Here is a 20022-nt window from a genome sequence, read left to right as displayed (position 1 = left end):
CCTGACGAAGGACCCTGACAAAGGGCGGCCGGCGCAGGTGAACGAAGCAAATCTCCACGATCACTGGATCGTGTTGAGCCAAGCCCCGTGCATCTGCGCGGGGCGTTTTTTAGTTGCAGCTCTTTTGAGCGGGGACCCGGAAAACCGGCTTTATTCCCCGGAAGGAGGGTTATGGCAACGCCTAGCAAGATCTCCGCAGTAGCTGAGATCACCAACGATTTCAAGGAATCGAACGCCGCTGTCCTGACCGAATACCGCGGGCTCTCTGTTGCACAGCTCAAGCAGCTGCGTGTTTCTCTCGGCCTGGACACCAAGTTCTCGGTCGTCAAGAACACCCTGACCGCCATTGCAGCCAAGGAAGCTGGTGTCGAAGCATTCGACGGTCAGCTCGCCGGCCCCACTGCAATTGCATTCATCAAGGGTGACGCGGTTGCTGCCGCCAAGAGCCTGACGGACTTTGCCAAGGTCAACAAGCAGCTGGTCATCAAGACCGGCTACTTCGAGGGCAAGGCACTGAACGCAGCAGAGGTTGCCGCATTGGCAGCCCTCGAGTCCCGTGAGCTGCAGCTCGCCAAGGTTGCCGGCGTCCTCAAGGCACCTGCTGCCGCTGCCGCACGCATCATTGACGCTCTGCGCCTCAAGCTTGAAGAAGAGGGCGGCGCTGTAGCACCGGCCGCTGAAGAAGCACCGGCTGCCGAAGAGGCTCCCGCCGAGGCTGCTGCAGAAGAGGCTGCCGCTCCGGCGGAAGCGGCTGAAGCAGCAACCGAAGAGAACTAAGTTCTCCCCATTCAAACTGCGGTGCAGTAACGGACGACGTCCGTGGCAGCACCACCTAAAGGAAGGACGCCAAACATGGCGAAGCTCAGCAACGAAGAGCTCATTGAAGCTTTCAAGGAACTGACCATCATCGAGCTCTCCGAGTTCGTCAAGCTCTTCGAAGAGACCTTCGAAGTTACTGCTGCTGCTGTTGCAGTTGCAGGCCCGGCTGGCGCCGGCGCTGGCGAAGAAGTTGAAGAGAAGACCGAATTTGATGTCATCCTCGAAGCTGCCGGTGAAAAGAAGATCGCAGTGATCAAGGAAGTTCGCGCCATCACCTCCCTCGGCCTCAAGGAAGCCAAGGACCTGGTTGACGGTGCACCGAAGGCTGTTCTCGAAGGCGCCACCAAGGAAGCCGCTGACAAGGCCAAGGAGCAGCTCGAAGCTGCCGGCGCCACGGTTACTGTCAAGTAACTCGCGTTTTCAGGTAATTCGCTTTACACAGGAAGCCCTGTCCGGATCCGTCCGGGCGGGGCTTCCTGCTTTTAAGAGCAACGCGGGGTCACTTACGGCCCATTGGGTGGCGCTGGATGGGCCGTAAGTGACCCCGCGTTGCGGTTGGAAGGATCAGATGGGGTCGCTGATGTCGGCTACTACGGCCTGCAGCGCTTGCGCCAGCTCATCGGCCTTCACGAAGGCGCTGAATCCGTGCTCGCCTGCGCCCATGGAGATCCTGCGTCCGGCGATGCTGGCATCGGCATAGACGGGCCAGGGCTTCGAACTTCCCAGCGGCGTGATGGTGCCGCGCTCATAGCCGGTTGCCTCGAAAGCGATATCGGCGGAGGGCATGGACAGCTTGTTGACGCCCAGAAGGGCACGCAGCTTGGGCCAGGAGATCTGCCGGTCACCCGGAACCAAGGCAAACAGGAACGTGCCATCCCGATGCTTGACCACAAGGGACTTCACGATGTCGGCCGGTGTGATCCCCATGATGCGGGCCGCTTCGTCAAGGCTGCTTGCCGCAGCCCGCTCCACGAGTTGGACGTCGAGTCCGCGCGCTGCCGCGTCGGCGAGGAATCGCTCAGTGCCCCGCATCATGCTCCATTTCCGTTATGGCTGCTCCCGCTGCCGAATACGCCGAATACCCGAACACGCCGAATACCTAGTCGCGGTAGAGAAGCAGCGCTTCGCCCTGGCCGCCGCCACCACAGAGGGCGACCGCCGCTTTGCCCTTGCCGCGGCGCTTCAGCTCGTGGGCTGCGTGGAGGGCAAGCCGGGCTCCCGAAGCGCCGATCGGGTGTCCAATCGCAATCGCCCCGCCGTGGACATTGCACTTCTCCAAGGGATAGTCCAGGTCCTTCAAGGACTGCACCGCAACCGAGCCGAAGGCTTCGTTGATCTCGATGAAGTCCAGATCGGCCGTCTTCCACCCCGCGCGGTCCAGCGCGCGAAGTATCGCGTTGGAAGGCTGCGAATGCAGGCTGTTGTCAGGTCCCGCCACCTGGCCGGGCTTGCCGACGACGGCAAGGTAGTCAAGGCCGTTTTCCTCGGCAAAGCGGCGGCTTGTGAGCACGAGTGCGGAGGCGCCGTCGGACAGGGGAGAGGAGTTGCCGGCGGTGATGGTTCCGTCGGTGGCAAAGGCGCCCTTCAGCGGGGCCAGGGTCTCAAGCGTTGTCTGGGGGCGGACGCCTTCGTCACTTGTCAGCAGCAGCGGTTCCCCCTTGCGCTGTTTGACGCTGATGGGCGTGATCTCGCCGTCGAACACCCCTTGCGCGGCGGCCGCGGCCGCGCGCTGGTGCGAAGCGGCGGCCACTTCGTCCTGGGACAGGCGGTCGATGCCCAGGGAGAGGTTCTTGATCTCCGTGGACAGGCCCATTGACTGGCCATCGAACGCATCGGTGAGGCCGTCATGGGCCGCGACGTCGAGGGCCTGGACCGCCCCATAGCTCCACCCTTGCCTCGAACCGGGCAGCAAGTGGGGAGCGCGGCTCATCGATTCCTGGCCGCCGGCAACCACGACGACGGCGTCTCCGCTGCGGATCATTCGCGCGGCATCGATCACGGCAGTCAGTCCGGAGAGGCAGACCTTGTTGATGGTGACGGCCGGGATGTTCCAGCCGATTCCGGCCGCGATGGCGCTTTGCCGGGCCGGATTCTGGCCGGCACCCGCCTGCAGGACCTGTCCCATAATCACTGCGTCCACTTTGTCCGCGGTGAGTCCGCTCGCGGCAATGGCGCCCGAAATGGCGTGGCCACCGAGCTCGACGGCGGTGAGCCCGGCCAGTTGCCCGTTCAACCGTCCCTGTGGGGTACGGCTTGCGGAAAGGATGACAACGTCGTTGTTGTTGTCCGCTGTGTCTGAGGGGGTGCTCATTGTCTCTCTTCCGATCAAGGGTGGTGAGCCTAGGTTACCGTGGCGTACATCACCTCTCCATTCAACAATGGAGCCTGGATCAACATTCCGCCCACGGCTGTATGGGGCCGGGCCCCAAAGGTGCCTGCGGCAACTGTGCTTGCATTCAGGCCGGATGTGGGGTAGACAGGTTGGTTGATTTGCCGTATTGTGGATATTTGCGTCTTCCCTGTTAACCTTCAGCCTTCATATAGCGGTGGGCTTTACCTCTCAGCTGCGCCATCGACGTGCCGTTAGAACGAGCATGGTCTTGGTCAGCCGGGGTCCCGGGTCATATAGCGGAACCGGAAAGGTACACTGCGGATTCAATCTGCAGGGTGCAAGCGGGGGAGATCTGAAAACGCCTGAAGGTCTGTGGAAGGATCCCTCTTGGTCGCCTCGAGCACCTCTAATAACGAAACCGCTAATACGGCAAGCACCGATGGTGCCACTCGCCGGCTCTCATTCGCAAAGATTCACGAACCGCTGGACGTTCCGAATCTGCTCGCATTGCAGACAGACAGCTTTGACTGGCTGGTCGGAAACGAACGCTGGCAGTCGCGTGTAGCGAAGGCCGTCGAGGAAGGCGACCTGAGCGTCGCCACCACCTCTGGACTTGCTGACATCTTCGAAGAGATCTCCCCCATCGAGGACTTCCAGGGCACCATGTCCCTGAGCTTCTCCGAGCCGGAGTTCGCTGATCCGAAGTACACCATGGCCGAATGCAAAGACCGTGACGCCACTTACTCGGCACCGCTGTATGTCAAGGCCGAGTTCATGAACAACAACACGGGTGAAATCAAGCAGCAGACCGTGTTCATGGGCGATTTCCCTCTCATGACCGAGAAGGGAACGTTCGTCGTCAACGGCACCGAGCGTGTCGTCGTCTCCCAGCTGGTCCGTTCGCCGGGCGCCTACTTTGAGCGCACCGCTGACAAGACCAGCGACAAGGACATCTTCACTGCAAAGATCATCCCGTCCCGCGGTGCATGGTTCGAGCTCGAAATCGACAAGCGCGACCAGGTCGGCGTACGCCTCGACCGCAAGCGCAAGCAGTCGGTCACCGTTCTGCTGAAGGCCCTTGGTTGGACCGAAGGCCAGATCCTCGAAGAGTTCGGCCAGTACGACTCCATGCGCGCAACGCTGGAGAAGGACGCCACCGAAACCCGCGAAGACGCCCTGCTGGACATCTACCGCAAGCTGCGTCCGGGCGAGCCGCCCACCGTCGAGGCTGCCCAGTCCCTGCTGGACAACCTGTACTTCAACGCCAAGCGCTACGATCTGGCCAAGGTTGGCCGTTACAAGATCAACCGCAAGCTCGGCATCGACCGCTCCCTTGGCGACAAGGAAGCTTCGGTCCTGCACGTTGAAGACATCGTGGCCATGATCAAGTTCCTCGTCGCGCTTCACGCCGGCGAGAAGACCCTCATGGGCAAGCGCGATGGCGAAGACCACGAGCTCCGCGTCGAGATCGATGACATCGACCACTTCGGCAACCGTCGAATCCGCGCCGTCGGCGAACTGATCGAAAACCAGGTCCGCACCGGCCTGTCCCGCATGGAACGCGTCGTCCGCGAACGCATGACCACGCAGGACGTCGAAGCGATCACGCCGCAGACCCTGATCAACATCCGCCCCGTTGTGGCAGCCATCAAGGAGTTCTTCGGAACGTCCCAGCTGTCGCAGTTCATGGACCAGAACAACCCGTTGTCGGGTCTGACCCACAAGCGCCGCCTGTCGGCCCTTGGCCCGGGTGGTCTGTCCCGTGACCGCGCAGGCATGGAAGTCCGAGACGTTCACCCGTCCCACTACGGACGTATGTGCCCCATCGAAACTCCTGAAGGCCCGAACATCGGCCTGATCGGTTCGCTGGCTTCCTACGGCCGCATCAACCCGTTCGGTTTCATCGAGACTCCGTACCGCCTGGTGTCCGAGGGTGTCGTTTCCGATGAGGTCCAGTACCTCACCGCCGACGACGAAGCCGAAGTCCTGATCGCACAGGCCAACGCACCGCTGGACGCCGACAAGAAGTTCGCGGAAGAAACCGTGCTTGTCCGTGCCCGTGGTGGTGGAGGCGAGCCCGTCCTGGTTCCGGCTGCCGACGTTCAGTTCATGGACGTTTCCCCGCGCCAGATGGTGTCCGTAGCTACCGCCCTGATTCCGTTCCTCGAGCATGACGATGCAAACCGCGCACTCATGGGTGCCAACATGCAGCGCCAGGCCGTGCCGCTGGTCCGTTCCGAGGCCCCGTTCGTGGGCACCGGCATGGAGCGCGCTGCCGCCGTCGACGCCGGTGACGTTGTCATCGCGAAGAAGGCCGGTGTGGTCAACGAAGTTTCCGCTGACCTCGTCACCATGCTCAACGACGACGGCACGGAAACCAGCTACCGCATCAACAAGTTCGCCCGTTCCAACCAGGGCAACTGCTACAACCACCGTGTCCTGGTCAACGAAGGCCAGCGCCTCGAAGTCGGCGGCATCATCGCTGACGGACCGGCAACGGACCAGGGTGAACTCGCCCTCGGCAAGAACCTCCTCGTGGCATTCATGTCCTGGGAAGGCCACAACTTCGAGGACGCCATCATCCTGTCCCAGCGCATCGTCGCTGAGGACGTTCTTTCCTCCATCCACATCGAGGAGCACGAGATCGACGCCCGCGACACCAAGCTTGGTGCCGAGGAAATCACCCGTGACATCCCCAACGTGTCCGAGGAAGTCCTCGCAGGACTGGACGAGCGCGGCATCATCCACATCGGTGCAGAGGTTGAAGCCGGCGACATCCTGGTCGGAAAGGTCACCCCTAAGGGTGAAACCGAACTGACTCCGGAAGAGCGCCTCCTCCGTGCGATCTTCGGCGAGAAGTCCCGCGAAGTGCGTGACACCTCCCTGAAGGTTCCCCACGGTGAGTCCGGCACGGTTATCGGCGTGCGCGTCTTCGACCGTGACAACGACGACGAGCTGCCCCCGGGCGTCAACCAGCTGGTCCGCGTCTACGTTGCTGCCAAGCGCAAGATCACCGACGGCGACAAGCTCGCCGGCCGCCACGGTAACAAGGGCGTCATCTCCAAGATCCTGCCTGTGGAAGATATGCCGTTCCTTGCCGACGGTACGCCGGTGGACATCGTCCTGAACCCCCTCGGTGTTCCGGGCCGCATGAACGTCGGCCAGGTGCTCGAAACGCACCTCGGTTGGGTTGCCAAGACCGGTTGGAAGATCGAAGGCGAGCCGGAGTGGGTCAAGAACCTCCCGAACCTGCCTCGTGAAACCGGCCAGACCACTGTCGCCACCCCGGTGTTCGACGGTGCGCGCGAAGAGGAAATCACAGGTCTGCTGGATTCCACCAACGTGACCCGCGACGGTGACCGCCTGATCGACTCCTCCGGTAAGACCCGTCTGTTCGACGGCCGCTCCGGCGAGCCGTTCCCGGACCCGATCTCCGTGGGCTACATGTACATCCTGAAGCTCCACCACCTGGTGGACGACAAGATCCACGCACGCTCCACCGGCCCGTACTCCATGATCACGCAGCAGCCGCTGGGTGGTAAGGCACAGTTCGGTGGCCAGCGCTTCGGTGAAATGGAAGTGTGGGCGCTCGAAGCATACGGCGCTGCCTACACCCTCCAGGAACTGCTGACGATCAAGTCCGATGACATCCACGGCCGCGTGAAGGTCTACGAAGCCATCGTCAAGGGCGAGAACATCCCCGAGCCTGGCGTTCCGGAATCCTTCAAGGTCTTGATCAAGGAAATGCAGTCGCTGTGCCTGAACGTGGAAGTTCTTTCCACGGACGGTACGACGATCGAAATGCGTGACTCTGATGACGCAGTCTTTACGGCTGCGGAAGAACTGGGCATTGATCTGTCTCGCGCAGAGCCCAGCTCCGTAGAAGAGGTCTAAACAGCCGCTCTGGCTGGCGGTGCAGACCGCCAGCCAAGGCAGCTGCCTCTTTCCGTAAACCCAAGACTTCAGAATTTAGAGAACAAGAGAGAACAGGGACCATATGTCCAGCGAATCCTCCTTCGGCCTCATGCAGATCGGCCTCGCCACCGCGGAAGACATCCGCGGCTGGTCTTACGGTGAGGTCAAGAAGCCGGAAACCATCAACTACCGCACGCTCAAGCCCGAGAAGGACGGCCTCTTCTGCGAGAAGATCTTCGGCCCGTCCCGGGACTGGGAATGCTACTGCGGCAAGTACAAGCGCGTGCGCTTCAAGGGCATCATCTGCGAGCGTTGTGGCGTTGAAGTCACCCGCGCCAAGGTGCGCCGCGAGCGCATGGGCCACATTGAGCTGGCCGCTCCCGTCACGCACATCTGGTACTTCAAGGGTGTTCCCTCCCGCTTGGGCTACCTCCTTGACCTGGCACCGAAGGACCTTGAAAAGGTCATCTACTTCGCTGCCTACATGATCACCAGCGTCGACACCGAGAGCCGTCACGCGGAACTGCCGAACCTCCAGGTGGAGCACGACCTCGAGAAGAAGCAGCTCGTCGACAACCGCGACAGCGACATCGCCACGATTGCCCGCGACCTTGAGGACGAGCTTGCCCGCCTCGAAGGTGAAGGCGCCAAGGCTGCAGACAAGAAGAAGGCCCGCGACTCCGCGGACCGTCAGATGGCCAACGTCCGCAAGCGCGCGGACGCTGAGATCGAGCGCCTCGAGCAGGTCTGGGACCGCTTCAAGAACCTCAAGGTCGCCGACCTTGAAGGTGACGAAGGCCTGTACCGCGAACTGCGCGACCGCTACGGCATGTACTTCGAAGGCTCCATGGGTGCCGAAGCCATCAAGAAGCGTCTTGAGAACTTCGACATGCAGGCAGAGTCGGAGTCCCTGCGCGACACCATCCAGAACGGCAAGGGCCAGCGCAAGACCCGTGCACTTAAGCGCCTGAAGGTTGTCAACGCATTCCTGACCACCAACAACAGCCCGCTTGGCATGGTGTTGGACGCCGTCCCGGTGATCCCGCCGGAACTGCGCCCGATGGTCCAGCTGGACGGTGGCCGCTTCGCCACCTCCGACCTCAACGACCTCTACCGCCGTGTGATCAACCGCAACAACCGACTCAAGCGACTGCTTGACCTCGGTGCTCCGGAGATCATCGTCAACAACGAGAAGCGCATGCTTCAGGAAGCTGTTGACAGCCTCTTCGACAACGGCCGCCGCGGCCGTCCGGTCACGGGTCCGGGCAACCGTCCGCTGAAGTCCCTGAGCGACATGCTCAAGGGCAAGCAGGGCCGTTTCCGCCAGAACCTGCTCGGCAAGCGCGTCGACTACTCCGGCCGTTCGGTCATCGTCGTCGGCCCGCAGCTGAAGCTGCACCAGTGTGGTCTGCCCAAGCAGATGGCCCTGGAGCTCTTCAAGCCGTTCGTGATGAAGCGACTGGTTGACCTCAACCACGCGCAGAACATCAAGTCGGCAAAGCGCATGGTCGAGCGTTACCGCCCGCAGGTCTGGGACGTCCTGGAAGAGATCATCACCGAACACCCGGTGCTGCTCAACCGTGCACCTACCCTGCACCGCCTCGGCATCCAGGCATTCGAGCCGCAGCTTGTTGAAGGCAAGGCAATCCAGCTTCACCCGCTGGTTTGTGGCGCCTTCAACGCCGACTTCGACGGCGACCAGATGGCAGTCCACCTGCCGCTGAGCCCCGAAGCGCAGGCTGAAGCCCGCATCCTGATGCTGTCCTCCAACAACATCTTGAAGCCCTCTGATGGCCGTCCGGTGACCCTGCCTTCGCAGGACATGATCATCGGTCTGTACCACCTGACCACCAAGCGCGTTGGTTCCGCAGGCGAAGGCCGCATCTTCTCCTCGGTTGCTGAAGCCATCATGGCCTACGATGCCCGCGAGCTGCACCTGAACTCCCAGGTCAAGATCCGCCTTGAGGGCTTTGTCCCTTACGCCGGCTGGGAAGCTCCGGAAGGCTGGGAGCCCGGTCAGACCGCGCTGGTCCAGACCTCCCTCGGCCAGGTTCTCTTCAACGAGACCCTGCCGGAGGACTACCCGTGGGTTGAGGCTGTTGCCGACAAGGGCGAGCTGTCCCGGATCGTCAACGACCTCGCAGAGCGCTACCCGAAGGTTGTCACGGCTGCAACGCTGGACAACCTGAAGGACGCCGGTTTCTACTGGGCAACCCGCTCGGGCGTCACCGTGGCAATCTCCGACATCGAGGTGCCCACCTCCAAGCCGGCCATCCTGGCCGGTTACGAGACGATGGCTGCCAAGATCCAGGGCCAGTACGACAAGGGCCTGATCGACGACGACGAGCGTCGCCAGGAACTGATCGAGATCTGGAACAAGGCCACCAACGAAATCGCCCAGGCGATGCGTGACAGCCTGTCCCCGATGAACACCATCAACCGCATGGTGTCCTCCGGTGCACGTGGTAACTGGATGCAGGTCCGCCAGATCGCGGGTATCCGTGGACTTGTGGCCAACCCGAAGGGTGAGATCATCCCGCGTCCGATCAAGTCCTCGTACCGCGAGGGCCTGTCGGTGCTGGAATACTTCATCGCCACGCACGGTGCCCGTAAGGGTCTGGCCGACACCGCGCTGCGTACCGCCAACTCGGGTTACCTGACCCGTCGCCTGGTGGACGTTTCGCAGGACGTCATCGTCCGTGAAGAGGACTGTGGCACCGAGCGTGGTCTCATGACCGCAATCGCGGTGCCGGACTCCAACGGTGAGCTGGTCCTTGACGAGAACGTCGAGAACAGCGCCTACGCACGTACCCTCGCCGTCGACGTCGTCGACTCCAAGGGCGCGGTGCTGGCGGCTGCCGGCACCGACTGCGGCGACGTCGTCATTGCCGAGCTGCTCGCAGCCGGCATCACCGAGGTCAAGGTCCGCTCCGTGCTCACGTGTGAGTCCAAGGTCGGTACCTGTGCGCTCTGCTACGGCCGTTCGTTGGCCACCGGCAAGACCGTGGACATCGGAGAGGCCGTCGGCATCATCGCCGCTCAGTCCATTGGTGAACCCGGTACCCAGCTGACCATGCGTACGTTCCACACCGGTGGTGCTGTTTCGGCCAGCGGTGGGGACGACATCACCCAGGGTCTGCCCCGTATCCAGGAGCTCTTCGAAGCCCGTACTCCGAAGGGTGTTGCACCGATTGCTGAAGCAGCCGGCCGCATCGCCATTGAAGAGTCCGAGCGCCAGATGCGCCTCATCATCACCCCGGACGACGGTTCCGAGGAGATCGCCTACCCGGTGCTGCGCCGTTCCCGCCTCCTCATCGAGGATGGCGAGCACGTGAGCGTCGGCCAGAAGCTGATCAACGGTCCTGTGGACCCGAAGCAGGTTCTGCGCATCATGGGTCCGCGTGCCGCCCAGAAGTTCCTGGTGGACGAGGTCCAGGGCGTTTACCGCAGCCAGGGCATCGGCATCCACGACAAGCACGTGGAAGTCATCGTCCGTCAGATGCTGCGCCGCGTGACCGTCATCGAATCCGGCGACTCCGAGCTGCTTCCGGGCGAGCTCGCTGAGCGCAGCCGCTTCGAGGACGAGAACCGTCGCGTGGTGTCCGAAGGCCGTACCCCGGCTTCCGGTCGTCCGGAACTCATGGGTATCACGAAGGCATCCCTGGCAACCGAGTCCTGGCTGTCGGCCGCTTCCTTCCAGGAGACCACCCGCGTTCTGACGCAGGCGGCCATGGAAGGCAAGAGCGACCCGCTGCTTGGCCTCAAGGAGAATGTCATCATCGGTAAGCTCATCCCGGCCGGTACGGGCCTGCCCCGTTACACCGAGGTCACCGTGGAGCCGACTGAAGAAGCAAAGGCAAGCCTGTTCACGGGCCCCAGCGCCTTCACCGACTTCTCGTACGACGCCCTGGGCGGCGACGGAGCTCCCGAGTTCCACGCCATCCCGCTGGATGACTACGATCTCGGCAACGACTTCCGCTAACCCGGAGTCTGAAACGCAAAGGAAGGACCCCGCACTCTGTGAGTGCGGGGTCCTTCCCGTTTGACGGACCTTGCGCCATTAGGCGCACGACGACGGCGGGCGGCACGCGCCGTCGTCGTGCGCCCCCTTTACACCCGATTAAGGCCTCAGATCAAGCCATGCTAGAATTTTGGTAATTGTTCTGTGTGGCAGTGGATGAAGGCCGCCGCAGCATCATTTCGGTTTTGTTCTCATGATGCTTGGGTGGAGCCTGTTTCCGGGTTGCGGGCTACGTGCGCAACGAATGCCGCACTTTTGCACGCCCATCGGGTCTTCGGACCAGGGCCGCATGGACAACGCCAAAGCTCTCACGCAACACAGGCCCTCGCCTGGCGCGGAGCAGAGATCAACCAACGGAGAACACGAAAGTGCCTACGATTAACCAGCTGGTCCGCAAGGGCCGCACGCCTAAGGTCTCCAAGACCAAGGCTCCCGCGCTTAAGGGCAGCCCGATGCGCCGCGGTGTTTGCACCCGCGTTTACACGACCACCCCGAAGAAGCCGAACTCGGCTCTCCGTAAGGTTGCACGTGTGCGCCTCAACGGTGGCGTTGAAGTTACCGCCTACATCCCCGGTGTTGGCCACAACCTCCAGGAGCACTCCATCGTGCTGGTCCGTGGTGGTCGTGTGAAGGACCTTCCGGGTGTCCGTTACAAGATCGTCCGTGGTGCCCTCGATACCCAGGGTGTCAAGAACCGCAAGCAGGCCCGCAGCCGCTACGGCGCAAAGATGGAGAAGAAGTAATATGCCTCGCAAGGGTCCGGCCCCGAAGCGGCCGCTAGTTTCCGATCCCGTATACGGTTCCCCGTTGGTCACCCAGCTGATCAACAAGGTTCTGATCGACGGCAAGAAGTCCACCGCAGAGCGCATCGTTTACGGCGCACTCGAAGGTGCACGCGCCAAGTCCGGTGGCGACCCCGTCGCCGCCCTCAAGAAGGCCATGGACAACGTCAAGCCTTCCCTCGAGGTCCGCTCCCGCCGTGTCGGTGGCGCAACCTACCAGGTTCCCGTTGAGGTCAAGCCGGGCCGTTCCACCGCCCTCGCTCTCCGCTGGCTGGTCGGCTACTCCAAGGCTCGCCGCGAGAAGACGATGACCGAGCGCCTCCAGAACGAAATCCTGGATGCGTCCAACGGTCTCGGTGCCGCTGTGAAGCGTCGCGAAGACACCCACAAGATGGCCGAGTCGAACAAGGCCTTCGCACACTACCGCTGGTAAAACTTCCCGTACGCCGCCGGCTCCGACGAGCTGGCGGCGAACGTGTAGTCCATCCGAAAGGGAGACACCGTGGCACAGGACGTGCTTACCGACCTTAGCAAGGTCCGCAACATCGGCATCATGGCCCACATCGATGCCGGCAAGACCACCACCACCGAGCGCATCCTGTTCTACACGGGTGTGAACCACAAGATCGGCGAAACGCACGACGGCGCTTCGACGACCGACTGGATGGAACAGGAAAAGGAACGCGGCATCACCATCACGTCGGCCGCCGTGACCTGCTTCTGGGACAAGAACCAGATCAACATTATTGACACCCCGGGCCACGTGGACTTCACGGTTGAGGTCGAGCGCTCGCTGCGCGTCCTCGACGGCGCCGTCGCTGTCTTCGATGGCAAGGAAGGCGTCGAGCCGCAGTCCGAGACTGTTTGGCGCCAGGCCGACAAGTACAACGTGCCGCGCATCTGCTTCGTCAACAAGATGGACAAGCTCGGCGCTGACTTCTACTTCACCGTAGACACCATCATCAGCCGCCTCGGTGCCAAGCCGCTGGTTCTCCAGCTGCCGATCGGTGCGGAGAACGACTTCATCGGCGTCGTGGATCTCCTTGAGATGCGCGCCCTGGTGTGGCCGGGCGATGCCAAGGGTGACGTCACCATGGGTGCCAAGTACGAGGTCCAGGAGATCCCCGCTGATCTCCAGGCCAAGGCTGAGGAATACCGTGCACAGCTCGTTGAGACTGTTGCCGAGGCTTCCGAAGAACTCATGGAGAAGTACCTCGAAGGTGAAGAACTCACTGTCGAGGAGCTCAAGGCCGGCATCCGCAAGATGACCATCAACTCCGAGCTCTACCCGGTTCTCTGTGGTTCTGCCTTCAAGAACCGCGGCGTACAGCCGATGCTGGATGCTGTCGTCGACTTCCTGCCGAACCCGCTCGACGTCCCGCCCATGGTCGGTCACGACCCGCGCGACGAAGAGAAGGAGCTCACCCGCAAGCCTTCTGCCGAAGAGCCGTTCTCGGCCCTGGCGTTCAAGATTGCCGCGCACCCGTTCTTCGGCCAGCTCACCTTCATCCGCGTGTACTCCGGTCACGTAGAAGCAGGTGCCCAGGTGGTCAACTCCACCAAGGGCAAGAAGGAGCGCATCGGCAAGCTGTTCCAGATGCACGCCAACAAGGAAATGCCTGTTGAAGGCGCTACCGCGGGCCACATCTACGCAGCAATCGGTCTGAAGGACACGACGACGGGCGACACCCTGTGCGACGCGAACAACCAGATCGTGCTCGAGTCCATGAGCTTCCCGGAGCCCGTGATCTCGGTTGCCATCGAGCCGAACACCAAGGGTGACCAGGAGAAGCTCTCCACGGCCATCCAGAAGCTCTCCGCTGAGGACCCGACCTTCCAGGTCTCCCTCAACGAGGACACCGGTCAGACCATCATCGCCGGCATGGGCGAGCTCCACCTGGACATCCTGGTGGACCGCATGCGCCGCGAATTCAAGGTCGAGGCAAACGTCGGCAAGCCGCAGGTTGCTTACCGCGAGACCATCAAGCGCGCTGTAGAGCGTCACGACTACACGCACAAGAAGCAGACCGGTGGTTCGGGTCAGTTCGCTAAGATCCAGATCGCCATCGAGCCGATGGACACCGCCGACGGCGAGCTCTACGCGTTCGAGAACAAAGTCACCGGTGGCCGCGTGCCCCGCGAGTACATCCCGTCCGTTGACGCGGGTATCCAGGATGCACTCAACGACGGCGTTCTGGCCGGCTACCCGGTTGTCGGCATCAAGGCCACGCTGATTGACGGCGCATACCACGATGTTGACTCCTCGGAAATGGCGTTCAAGATCGCCGGCCGTATGGCTTTCAAGGAAGCCGCACGCAAGGCGAACCCGGTTCTGCTCGAACCGCTGATGGATGTTGAGGTCCGCACCCCTGAGGAATACATGGGTGAAGTAATTGGTGACCTGAACTCCCGCCGTGGCCAGATGCAGTCCATGGAAGATGCCGCTGGCGTCAAGGTGATCCGTGCGCACGTTCCGCTGTCCGGCATGTTCGGCTACATCGGTGACCTGCGTTCGAAGACCCAGGGCCGTGCTGTGTACTCCATGACGTTCAACAGCTACGCCGAGGTCCCGAAGGCAGTTGCCGACGAGATCATCCAGAAGAACCGCGGCGAGTAATCACCGACGGATAAACCAGGATGCTGGCCCGTTCCGGGAAAGCATTCAGTGCAGGCGCCGGGCTGTGGCCCAGGCCGCAGTCCGGTCCTTGCACGAACAGACTCCAGGCACCAGCATTGGTCCCTGAATCTGCAATTTCACCAAATCCAAAGCCCCCAAGTAGACTTGCTGGAGTTTCTGCCGCGAAAAGCGCGGCCGAGGAGCAACTCACTTGAAATCGTTCTAGGAGGAACCTGTGGCAAAGGCAAAGTTCGAGCGGACTAAGCCGCACGTCAACATCGGCACCATTGGTCACGTTGACCACGGTAAGACGACGCTGACTGCCGCCATTTCCAAGGTGCTGTACGACAAGTACCCCACTCTCAACGAGCAGCGCGACTTCGCGTCGATTGACTCTGCTCCGGAAGAGCGCCAGCGTGGTATCACCATCAACATCTCCCACGTTGAGTACCAGACCGAGAAGCGCCACTACGCACACGTAGACGCTCCGGGTCACGCTGACTACATCAAGAACATGATCACCGGTGCTGCCCAGATGGACGGTGCGATCCTCGTGGTTGCCGCCACTGACGGCCCGATGGCTCAGACCCGCGAGCACGTTCTGCTCGCCCGCCAGGTTGGCGTTCCCTACCTGCTGGTCGCGCTGAACAAGTCCGACATGGTCGAGGACGAAGAGCTTCTCGACCTCGTTGAAATGGAAGTTCGCGAGCTGCTCAGCGCTCAGGGCTTCGATGGCGACGACGCTCCGGTTGTGCGTGTTTCCGGCCTCAAGGCACTCGAAGGCGACCCGGTTTGGGTCAAGTCCGTCGAGGACCTCATGGAAGCTGTCGACAACTCGGTTCCGGACCCCGTTCGTGACCGCGACAAGCCGTTCCTGATGCCGATCGAAGACGTCTTCACAATCACCGGTCGTGGCACCGTTGTTACGGGTCGCGCCGAGCGCGGTACCCTCGCGATCAACTCTGAAGTTGAAATCGTTGGTATCCGTCCGGTCCAGAAGACCACCGTTACCGGTATCGAGATGTTCCACAAGCAGCTCGACGAAGCATGGGCCGGCGAGAACTGTGGCCTCCTGCTCCGCGGTCTGAAGCGCGACGACGTCGAGCGTGGCCAGGTTGTCGTCAAGCCGGGTTCCATCACCCCGCACACCGACTTCGAGGCCAACGTCTACATCCTTTCCAAGGACGAAGGCGGACGTCACAACCCGTTCTACTCGAACTACCGCCCGCAGTTCTACTTCCGTACCACGGACGTAACCGGCGTTATCACCCTGCCGGAAGGCACGGAAATGGTTATGCCTGGCGACAACACTGAGATGACCGTTGAGCTCATCCAGCCGATCGCTATGGAAGAGGGCCTCGGCTTCGCAATCCGTGAAGGTGGCCGCACCGTTGGTTCGGGACGTGTCACCAAGATCCTCAAGTAGTTCCTACTTGTAGATCGGTGAAGGACCGGGCGCCTGGCGACCGGTAGCAAGCCAAAGAAGAACCCCGTCACTATCGTGGCGGGGTTCTTCTTTGCTGCTCAAGGTGCCGTTTCGGACTCGTGCGTCCGGCCGGGGTGCACGCCTGCACTGCCGGATGCGGAGCGCGCCCTGATAGCGTTGCCTCAAAGGAGGAATGCCGAATGGGAACGCTGATTTTTCTGGTCCTGGTGGTTGTGGTGGTAGCTGGCGTGATGTGGGGAAGGAAATACTTCCGCCGCGAGATCGAGCGGGCAAAGCGCATCAAACGTGCGAACAGGAAAGATTGATTTAGCACGATCGGTCCACAAAAGGGGGACTTCGAATCAGCTCCGGCGCGCCTTGCTCAGGGACTGGTACCAGTAGTAGGAGTCCTTGGGGGTTCTTTCCAGCGTGTCGAAATCAACGTGCACCAGCCCGAATCGCTGTGAATATCCGGCAGCCCATTCGAAGTTGTCCAGGAGCGTCCAGACGTAGTAGCCCAGAAGTTCGACGTCGTGGGCGATCCCGCCAGGCGCCGTGGCCCTCAAGGCCTGGCCAAGGTGCGAAGCAAGGTAGCTGATGCGGTCGGCGTCGTGCACTGGCCCCCGTGTGTGGTCCGGTTCCGGGAAACTGGCGCCGCTCTCCGTGATGAAGAGGGGAGGCAGCGCTGCCCCGTACCGGTCTTTCAGTTCCCGCAGGAGGATTCCGAGGTGCTCGGGAGCCACAGGCCAACCAAATCCTGTTGTTTCGTATTCCGGGAAGGCCGCCAGGTGGAACGGCAGCTTGGCCATCATCTCCGGGTTGCTGACCGGGGTGCTTCCGTCGCCGCGGCCCGAGGCTACCTTGACGGGGTAGTAGTAGTTCAAGCCGTAGAAATCCAACGGCTGGTGGATAGTCTTCAGATCCTCGTCCCGGACCTTGCCCAAAGCCCGGAACCAGGGCCTCACCTGCAGCGGAGGTTTCGGGTACCGCCCCAGGAGGATGGGATCGGCATAGACCCGGTTGAAGATGAGGTCGAAGGCCTTGGCCATGAGGACGTCGGCCAAGCGTTTGGTTGCGGGCAGGACCGGCGAATGGACATTGGCTACGCCAATAGTTCCCGCCACCCCGGCAGCGCGCAGGGCCTGGACGGCGAGGCCGTGCCCCAACAACTGGTGGTGGGCTGCGGGCAGGGCATCGAAAAGCAGCCGCCTGCCGGGAGCGTGGACACCGAGCGCATATCCTTGCAACGCTACCGAAACGGGTTCGTTGAGGGTGACCCATTGCGCAACGCGGTCACCGAAGCGGTGTGCGGCCGCTGCGGAGTATTCGGCGAACCGTTCCGCCGTCGCCCGGTTCAGCCAGCCGCCGTCGTGCTCCAAGGGCAGGGGAGTGTCCCAATGGAACAAGGTCACCATGGGGGAGACCCCGGCTTTGAGGAGCTTGTCGATCAGACGGTCGTAGAAGTCCAGGCCCTGTTGGTTGATGGGCCCCTTGCCGCCGGGTTGGATCCGCGGCCAGGAGAGGGAGAACCGGTAGGAATCCACGCCCAGCTCCTGTATGAGGGCAATGTCTTCATCTGTCCGGTTGTAGTGGTCGCACGCGACCGCGGGGGAGTGCCCGTCGACGATCGCCCCTGGTTTTTCGGCAAATGCATCCCAGCTTGATGGTCCGCGTCCATCCGCCGTGAGCGAGCCCTCGATCTGAAAGGCGGCCGCGGCGACCCCCAGGGTGAAGTCCGGCCTGATGCGGTTTGCAAGATCCCCCACAGTGGCAGTATCTTGGACGGTCATGCCCCCATCATCCCGAGCGCGGGAGCCGATGGCAATGGTCGGACGAGGTCCGATTGGCGTATGCCGGAGAATTCCGGCATACTAGGTGAGTTGTTCAAGCGCTTCTTCGCGTCCCGATCCGGATAATGCCGGGTGCCAGGGTCCAAGCTGAAGCCCAAACATAACCCAGATCCCCAAAGGAATTCGGACGCGTCTGCGTGGAAATCGCGACACGCCCGACCGCGGGGGTCGGTTACACCGGCAAGTTGAGGAACCCGGATCCCTCCGGATTCAGCTTGTGCGGCGGGTGGTAGTACTACTTCAAATGCTTCGGCAGCCACATGCAACACGTAAGTGAACAGGGCAGCCTTTAATCGAGGGCCGCACAGACTGAAAGAGAGTCAGGCGACATGGCGGGACAAAAAATCCGCATCCGGCTGAAGTCATATGACCACGAGGTCATTGATGTTTCAGCGCGGAAGATCGTTGAGACGGTCACGCGCGCAGGCGCAACGGTAGTAGGCCCCGTGCCGCTGCCGACGGAGAAGAACGTGTACTGCGTTATCCGCTCTCCCCACAAGTACAAGGACAGCCGTGAGCACTTTGAAATGCGTACTCACAAGCGTCTGATCGACATCATCGACCCCACGCCGAAGGCTGTCGACTCGCTTATGCGTCTCGACCTGCCGGCCGACGTGAACATCGAAATCAAGCTGTAGGGAGGTGCTGAGAAAACTATGACCGCAACCCGTAACGTAAAGGGCCTGCTGGGCACGAAGCTCGGCATGACCCAGGTCTGGGACGAGAACAACAAGCTCATCCCGGTAACTGTCGTCCAGGCTGACTCCAACGTCATCACCCAGCTGCGCAATGCAGAGACTGATGGCTATGTCGCCGTTCAGATCGGCTACGGCCAGATCGATCCCCGCAAGGTCACCAAGCCGCTGGCTGGTCACTTTGAAAAGGCTGGCGTAACTCCTCGCCGCCACGTCGTCGAACTGCGCACTGCAGACGCCGCGTCTTACGAACTGGGCCAGGAGCTTTCTGTTGAGCTCTTCGAAGCCGGCCAGAAGATCGACGTCGTCGGCACCAGCAAGGGTAAGGGCTTCGCCGGTGTGATGAAGCGCCACGGCTTCCACGGCGTTGGAGCCTCCCACGGTGCGCACAAGAACCACCGCAAGCCCGGTTCCATCGGTGGCGCATCCACCCCGAGCCGCGTCTTCAAGGGTCTGAAAATGGCCGGCCGCATGGGCGCAGTACGTCACACCACGCTGAACCTCACGGTTCACGCTGTTGACGCCGAGAAGTCGCTGCTCCTTATCAAGGGTGCCGTCCCCGGTGCCCGCGGCCAGGTCGTCCTCGTACGCACCGCCGTGAAGGGAGCCTAGTTCAATGACTAGCACTGTCAAGGTAGACCTGCCTGCAGAGATCTTCGACGTCCAGACCAACGTGCCGTTGCTGCACCAGGTCGTCGTCGCACAGCTCGCTGCTGCTCGCCAGGGTACCCACAAGACCAAGACCCGCGCCGAAGTTTCCGGTGCAGGCCGCAAGCCGTTCAAGCAGAAGGGCACCGGCCGCGCCCGTCAGGGTTCCATCCGTGCTCCTCACATGACCGGTGGTGGCATCGTCCACGGCCCGACGCCGCGCGACTACAGCCAGCGGACCCCCAAGAAGATGAAGGCTGCTGCCCTGCGCGGCGCCCTGTCTGACCGCGCCCGTAACGGCCGCATCCACGTCGTTGATGAATTGGTCGCCGGCTCCAAGCCGTCCTCCAAGGCAGCACTGGCCGCGTTGCGTGCAGTCTCCGAGCGCAAGAACCTGCTCGTTGTCATCGAGCGCGCCAACGACGTTGCAGCACTGTCCGTGCGCAACCTCGCAGATGTTCACGTTCTGTACGCAGACCAGCTGAACACCTACGACGTGCTGGTTTCCGACGACGTGGTCTTCACCAAGGCTGCTTTCGAGGCTTTCATCGCTGACAAGGCAAAGAACGAGGAGGATGCCAAGTGAGTGCAGCCACCATCAAAGACCCGCGCGACGTCGTCATTGCACCCGTCGTTTCGGAAAAGAGCTACGGCCTGATCGATGAGGGCAAGTACACCTTCCTGGTGGACCCCCGCTCGAACAAGACCGAGATCAAGCTGGCCGTGGAGAAGATTTTCTCCGTCAAGGTCGAATCGATCAACACCATCAACCGTGCCGGTAAGCGCAAGCGCACCAAATTTGGCTGGGGACAGCGCAAGAGCACCAAGCGTGCAATTGTCACCCTCAAAGAAGGCACAATCGACATCTTCGGCGGTCCGCTCGCGTAGCGGAGACCACTTTAACGAGGAAATGAATT

The 20022-nt window shown here is 61.8% G+C and carries 16 protein-coding genes; 13 read left to right on the top strand and 3 right to left on the bottom strand.

What is annotated here, in order from left to right; genetic code table 11:
- The first annotated feature begins 171 nt into the window (after positions 1-171).
- Positions 172-777, top strand: coding sequence for a 50S ribosomal protein L10 (gene rplJ, locus AB0O52_RS06655; protein WP_364535101.1), 606 nt, complete (start codon positions 172-174; stop codon positions 775-777).
- A gap of 75 nt (positions 778-852) precedes the next feature.
- Positions 853-1230, top strand: coding sequence for a 50S ribosomal protein L7/L12 (rplL, locus tag AB0O52_RS06650; RefSeq protein ID WP_364535098.1), 378 nt, complete (start codon positions 853-855; stop codon positions 1228-1230).
- Between the two features lie 153 nt (positions 1231-1383).
- Here the strand turns inward: rplL and AB0O52_RS06645 are convergent, their stop codons facing one another.
- Positions 1384-1854, bottom strand: a complete 471-nt coding sequence (locus AB0O52_RS06645; RefSeq protein ID WP_364535095.1) for a YbaK/EbsC family protein — start codon at positions 1852-1854, stop codon at positions 1384-1386.
- Positions 1855-1918: 64 nt separating this feature from the next.
- Positions 1919-3130 carry an acetyl-CoA C-acetyltransferase gene (locus AB0O52_RS06640; protein WP_364535092.1) on the bottom strand — a complete coding sequence of 404 codons (1212 nt, stop codon included), beginning with the start codon at positions 3128-3130 and terminating at the stop codon, positions 1919-1921.
- A gap of 408 nt (positions 3131-3538) precedes the next feature.
- On the opposite strand from AB0O52_RS06640, the gene rpoB reads away from it, so the two are divergent.
- From rpoB to AB0O52_RS06605, 7 genes are all read left to right on the top strand, one after another.
- Positions 3539-7045: a DNA-directed RNA polymerase subunit beta gene (gene rpoB / locus AB0O52_RS06635; protein WP_364535089.1), complete on the top strand. Its 3507-nt coding sequence runs from the start codon at positions 3539-3541 to the stop codon at positions 7043-7045.
- A 103-nt stretch (positions 7046-7148) separates the two neighbouring features.
- The gene (locus AB0O52_RS06630; RefSeq protein WP_364535086.1) at positions 7149-11048 is read left to right on the top strand and encodes a DNA-directed RNA polymerase subunit beta'; all 3900 of its coding nucleotides are present in this window, start codon (positions 7149-7151) and stop codon (positions 11046-11048) included.
- Between the two features lie 407 nt (positions 11049-11455).
- Complete coding sequence (rpsL, locus tag AB0O52_RS06625; protein ID WP_009358312.1) at positions 11456-11830, top strand: 30S ribosomal protein S12; 375 nt, start codon at positions 11456-11458, stop codon at positions 11828-11830.
- A gap of 1 nt (position 11831) precedes the next feature.
- Positions 11832-12302, top strand: a complete 471-nt coding sequence (gene rpsG, locus AB0O52_RS06620) for a 30S ribosomal protein S7 (RefSeq protein ID WP_059387355.1) — start codon at positions 11832-11834, stop codon at positions 12300-12302.
- A gap of 69 nt (positions 12303-12371) precedes the next feature.
- Positions 12372-14486 carry an elongation factor G gene (gene fusA / locus AB0O52_RS06615; protein ID WP_236812282.1) on the top strand — a complete coding sequence of 705 codons (2115 nt, stop codon included), beginning with the start codon at positions 12372-12374 and terminating at the stop codon, positions 14484-14486.
- A 235-nt stretch (positions 14487-14721) separates the two neighbouring features.
- A complete protein-coding gene (gene tuf / locus AB0O52_RS06610) occupies positions 14722-15912 on the top strand; it encodes an elongation factor Tu (protein ID WP_364535082.1) in 1191 nt (396 codons plus the stop codon).
- 200 nt (positions 15913-16112) lie between these two features.
- A complete protein-coding gene (locus AB0O52_RS06605) occupies positions 16113-16238 on the top strand; it encodes a hypothetical protein (RefSeq protein ID WP_364535079.1) in 126 nt (41 codons plus the stop codon).
- Positions 16239-16274: 36 nt separating this feature from the next.
- Here the strand turns inward: AB0O52_RS06605 and AB0O52_RS06600 are convergent, their stop codons facing one another.
- On the bottom strand, positions 16275-17702 hold the full coding sequence (locus AB0O52_RS06600) for a GH1 family beta-glucosidase (protein WP_364535076.1): 1428 nt from the start codon (positions 17700-17702) through the stop codon (positions 16275-16277).
- A gap of 389 nt (positions 17703-18091) precedes the next feature.
- Between AB0O52_RS06600 and rpsJ the strand changes: the two genes are divergently transcribed.
- Genes rpsJ through rplW form a run of 4 tightly spaced genes read left to right on the top strand, consistent with a single transcriptional unit; the run spans position 18092 to position 19993 of the window.
- Entirely contained in the window at positions 18092-18400 is a 309-nt protein-coding gene (gene rpsJ, locus AB0O52_RS06595; RefSeq protein WP_003803825.1) for a 30S ribosomal protein S10, read from the top strand.
- Between the two features lie 18 nt (positions 18401-18418).
- A complete protein-coding gene (gene rplC / locus AB0O52_RS06590) occupies positions 18419-19069 on the top strand; it encodes a 50S ribosomal protein L3 (protein WP_306863871.1) in 651 nt (216 codons plus the stop codon).
- A gap of 4 nt (positions 19070-19073) precedes the next feature.
- A complete protein-coding gene (rplD, locus tag AB0O52_RS06585) occupies positions 19074-19691 on the top strand; it encodes a 50S ribosomal protein L4 (RefSeq protein WP_364535073.1) in 618 nt (205 codons plus the stop codon).
- On the top strand, positions 19688-19993 hold the full coding sequence (gene rplW / locus AB0O52_RS06580; protein ID WP_059387362.1) for a 50S ribosomal protein L23: 306 nt from the start codon (positions 19688-19690) through the stop codon (positions 19991-19993). Before rplD ends, rplW begins: the two co-directional genes overlap by 4 nt.
- Positions 19994-20022: the final 29 nt, after the last annotated feature.

Origin of the sequence: Arthrobacter sp. NPDC080073 (assembly GCF_040686575.1) — a bacterium.
Lineage (GTDB): Bacteria > Actinomycetota > Actinomycetes > Actinomycetales > Micrococcaceae > Arthrobacter.
Note: the sequence above shows the minus strand (reverse complement) of the source record. Positions and strands in the feature narration are given on the sequence as shown.

What these genes read in the sequence shown, in the direction of transcription:
- rpsJ (WP_003803825.1), top strand. Translation starts at nt 18,092, where the DNA reads ATGGCGGGACAAAAAATCCGCATCCGGCTGAAGTCATATGACCACGAG.
- AB0O52_RS06645 (WP_364535095.1), bottom strand. Translation starts at nt 1,854, where the DNA reads ATGATGCGGGGCACTGAGCGATTCCTCGCCGACGCGGCAGCGCGCGGA.
- rplL (WP_364535098.1), top strand. Translation starts at nt 853, where the DNA reads ATGGCGAAGCTCAGCAACGAAGAGCTCATTGAAGCTTTCAAGGAACTG.
- rpsG (WP_059387355.1), top strand. Translation starts at nt 11,832, where the DNA reads ATGCCTCGCAAGGGTCCGGCCCCGAAGCGGCCGCTAGTTTCCGATCCC.
- AB0O52_RS06630 (WP_364535086.1), top strand. Translation starts at nt 7,149, where the DNA reads ATGTCCAGCGAATCCTCCTTCGGCCTCATGCAGATCGGCCTCGCCACC.
- AB0O52_RS06605 (WP_364535079.1), top strand. Translation starts at nt 16,113, where the DNA reads ATGGGAACGCTGATTTTTCTGGTCCTGGTGGTTGTGGTGGTAGCTGGC.
- rplJ (WP_364535101.1), top strand. Translation starts at nt 172, where the DNA reads ATGGCAACGCCTAGCAAGATCTCCGCAGTAGCTGAGATCACCAACGAT.
- rplC (WP_306863871.1), top strand. Translation starts at nt 18,419, where the DNA reads ATGACCGCAACCCGTAACGTAAAGGGCCTGCTGGGCACGAAGCTCGGC.
- AB0O52_RS06640 (WP_364535092.1), bottom strand. Translation starts at nt 3,130, where the DNA reads ATGAGCACCCCCTCAGACACAGCGGACAACAACAACGACGTTGTCATC.
- rplD (WP_364535073.1), top strand. Translation starts at nt 19,074, where the DNA reads ATGACTAGCACTGTCAAGGTAGACCTGCCTGCAGAGATCTTCGACGTC.
- AB0O52_RS06600 (WP_364535076.1), bottom strand. Translation starts at nt 17,702, where the DNA reads ATGACCGTCCAAGATACTGCCACTGTGGGGGATCTTGCAAACCGCATC.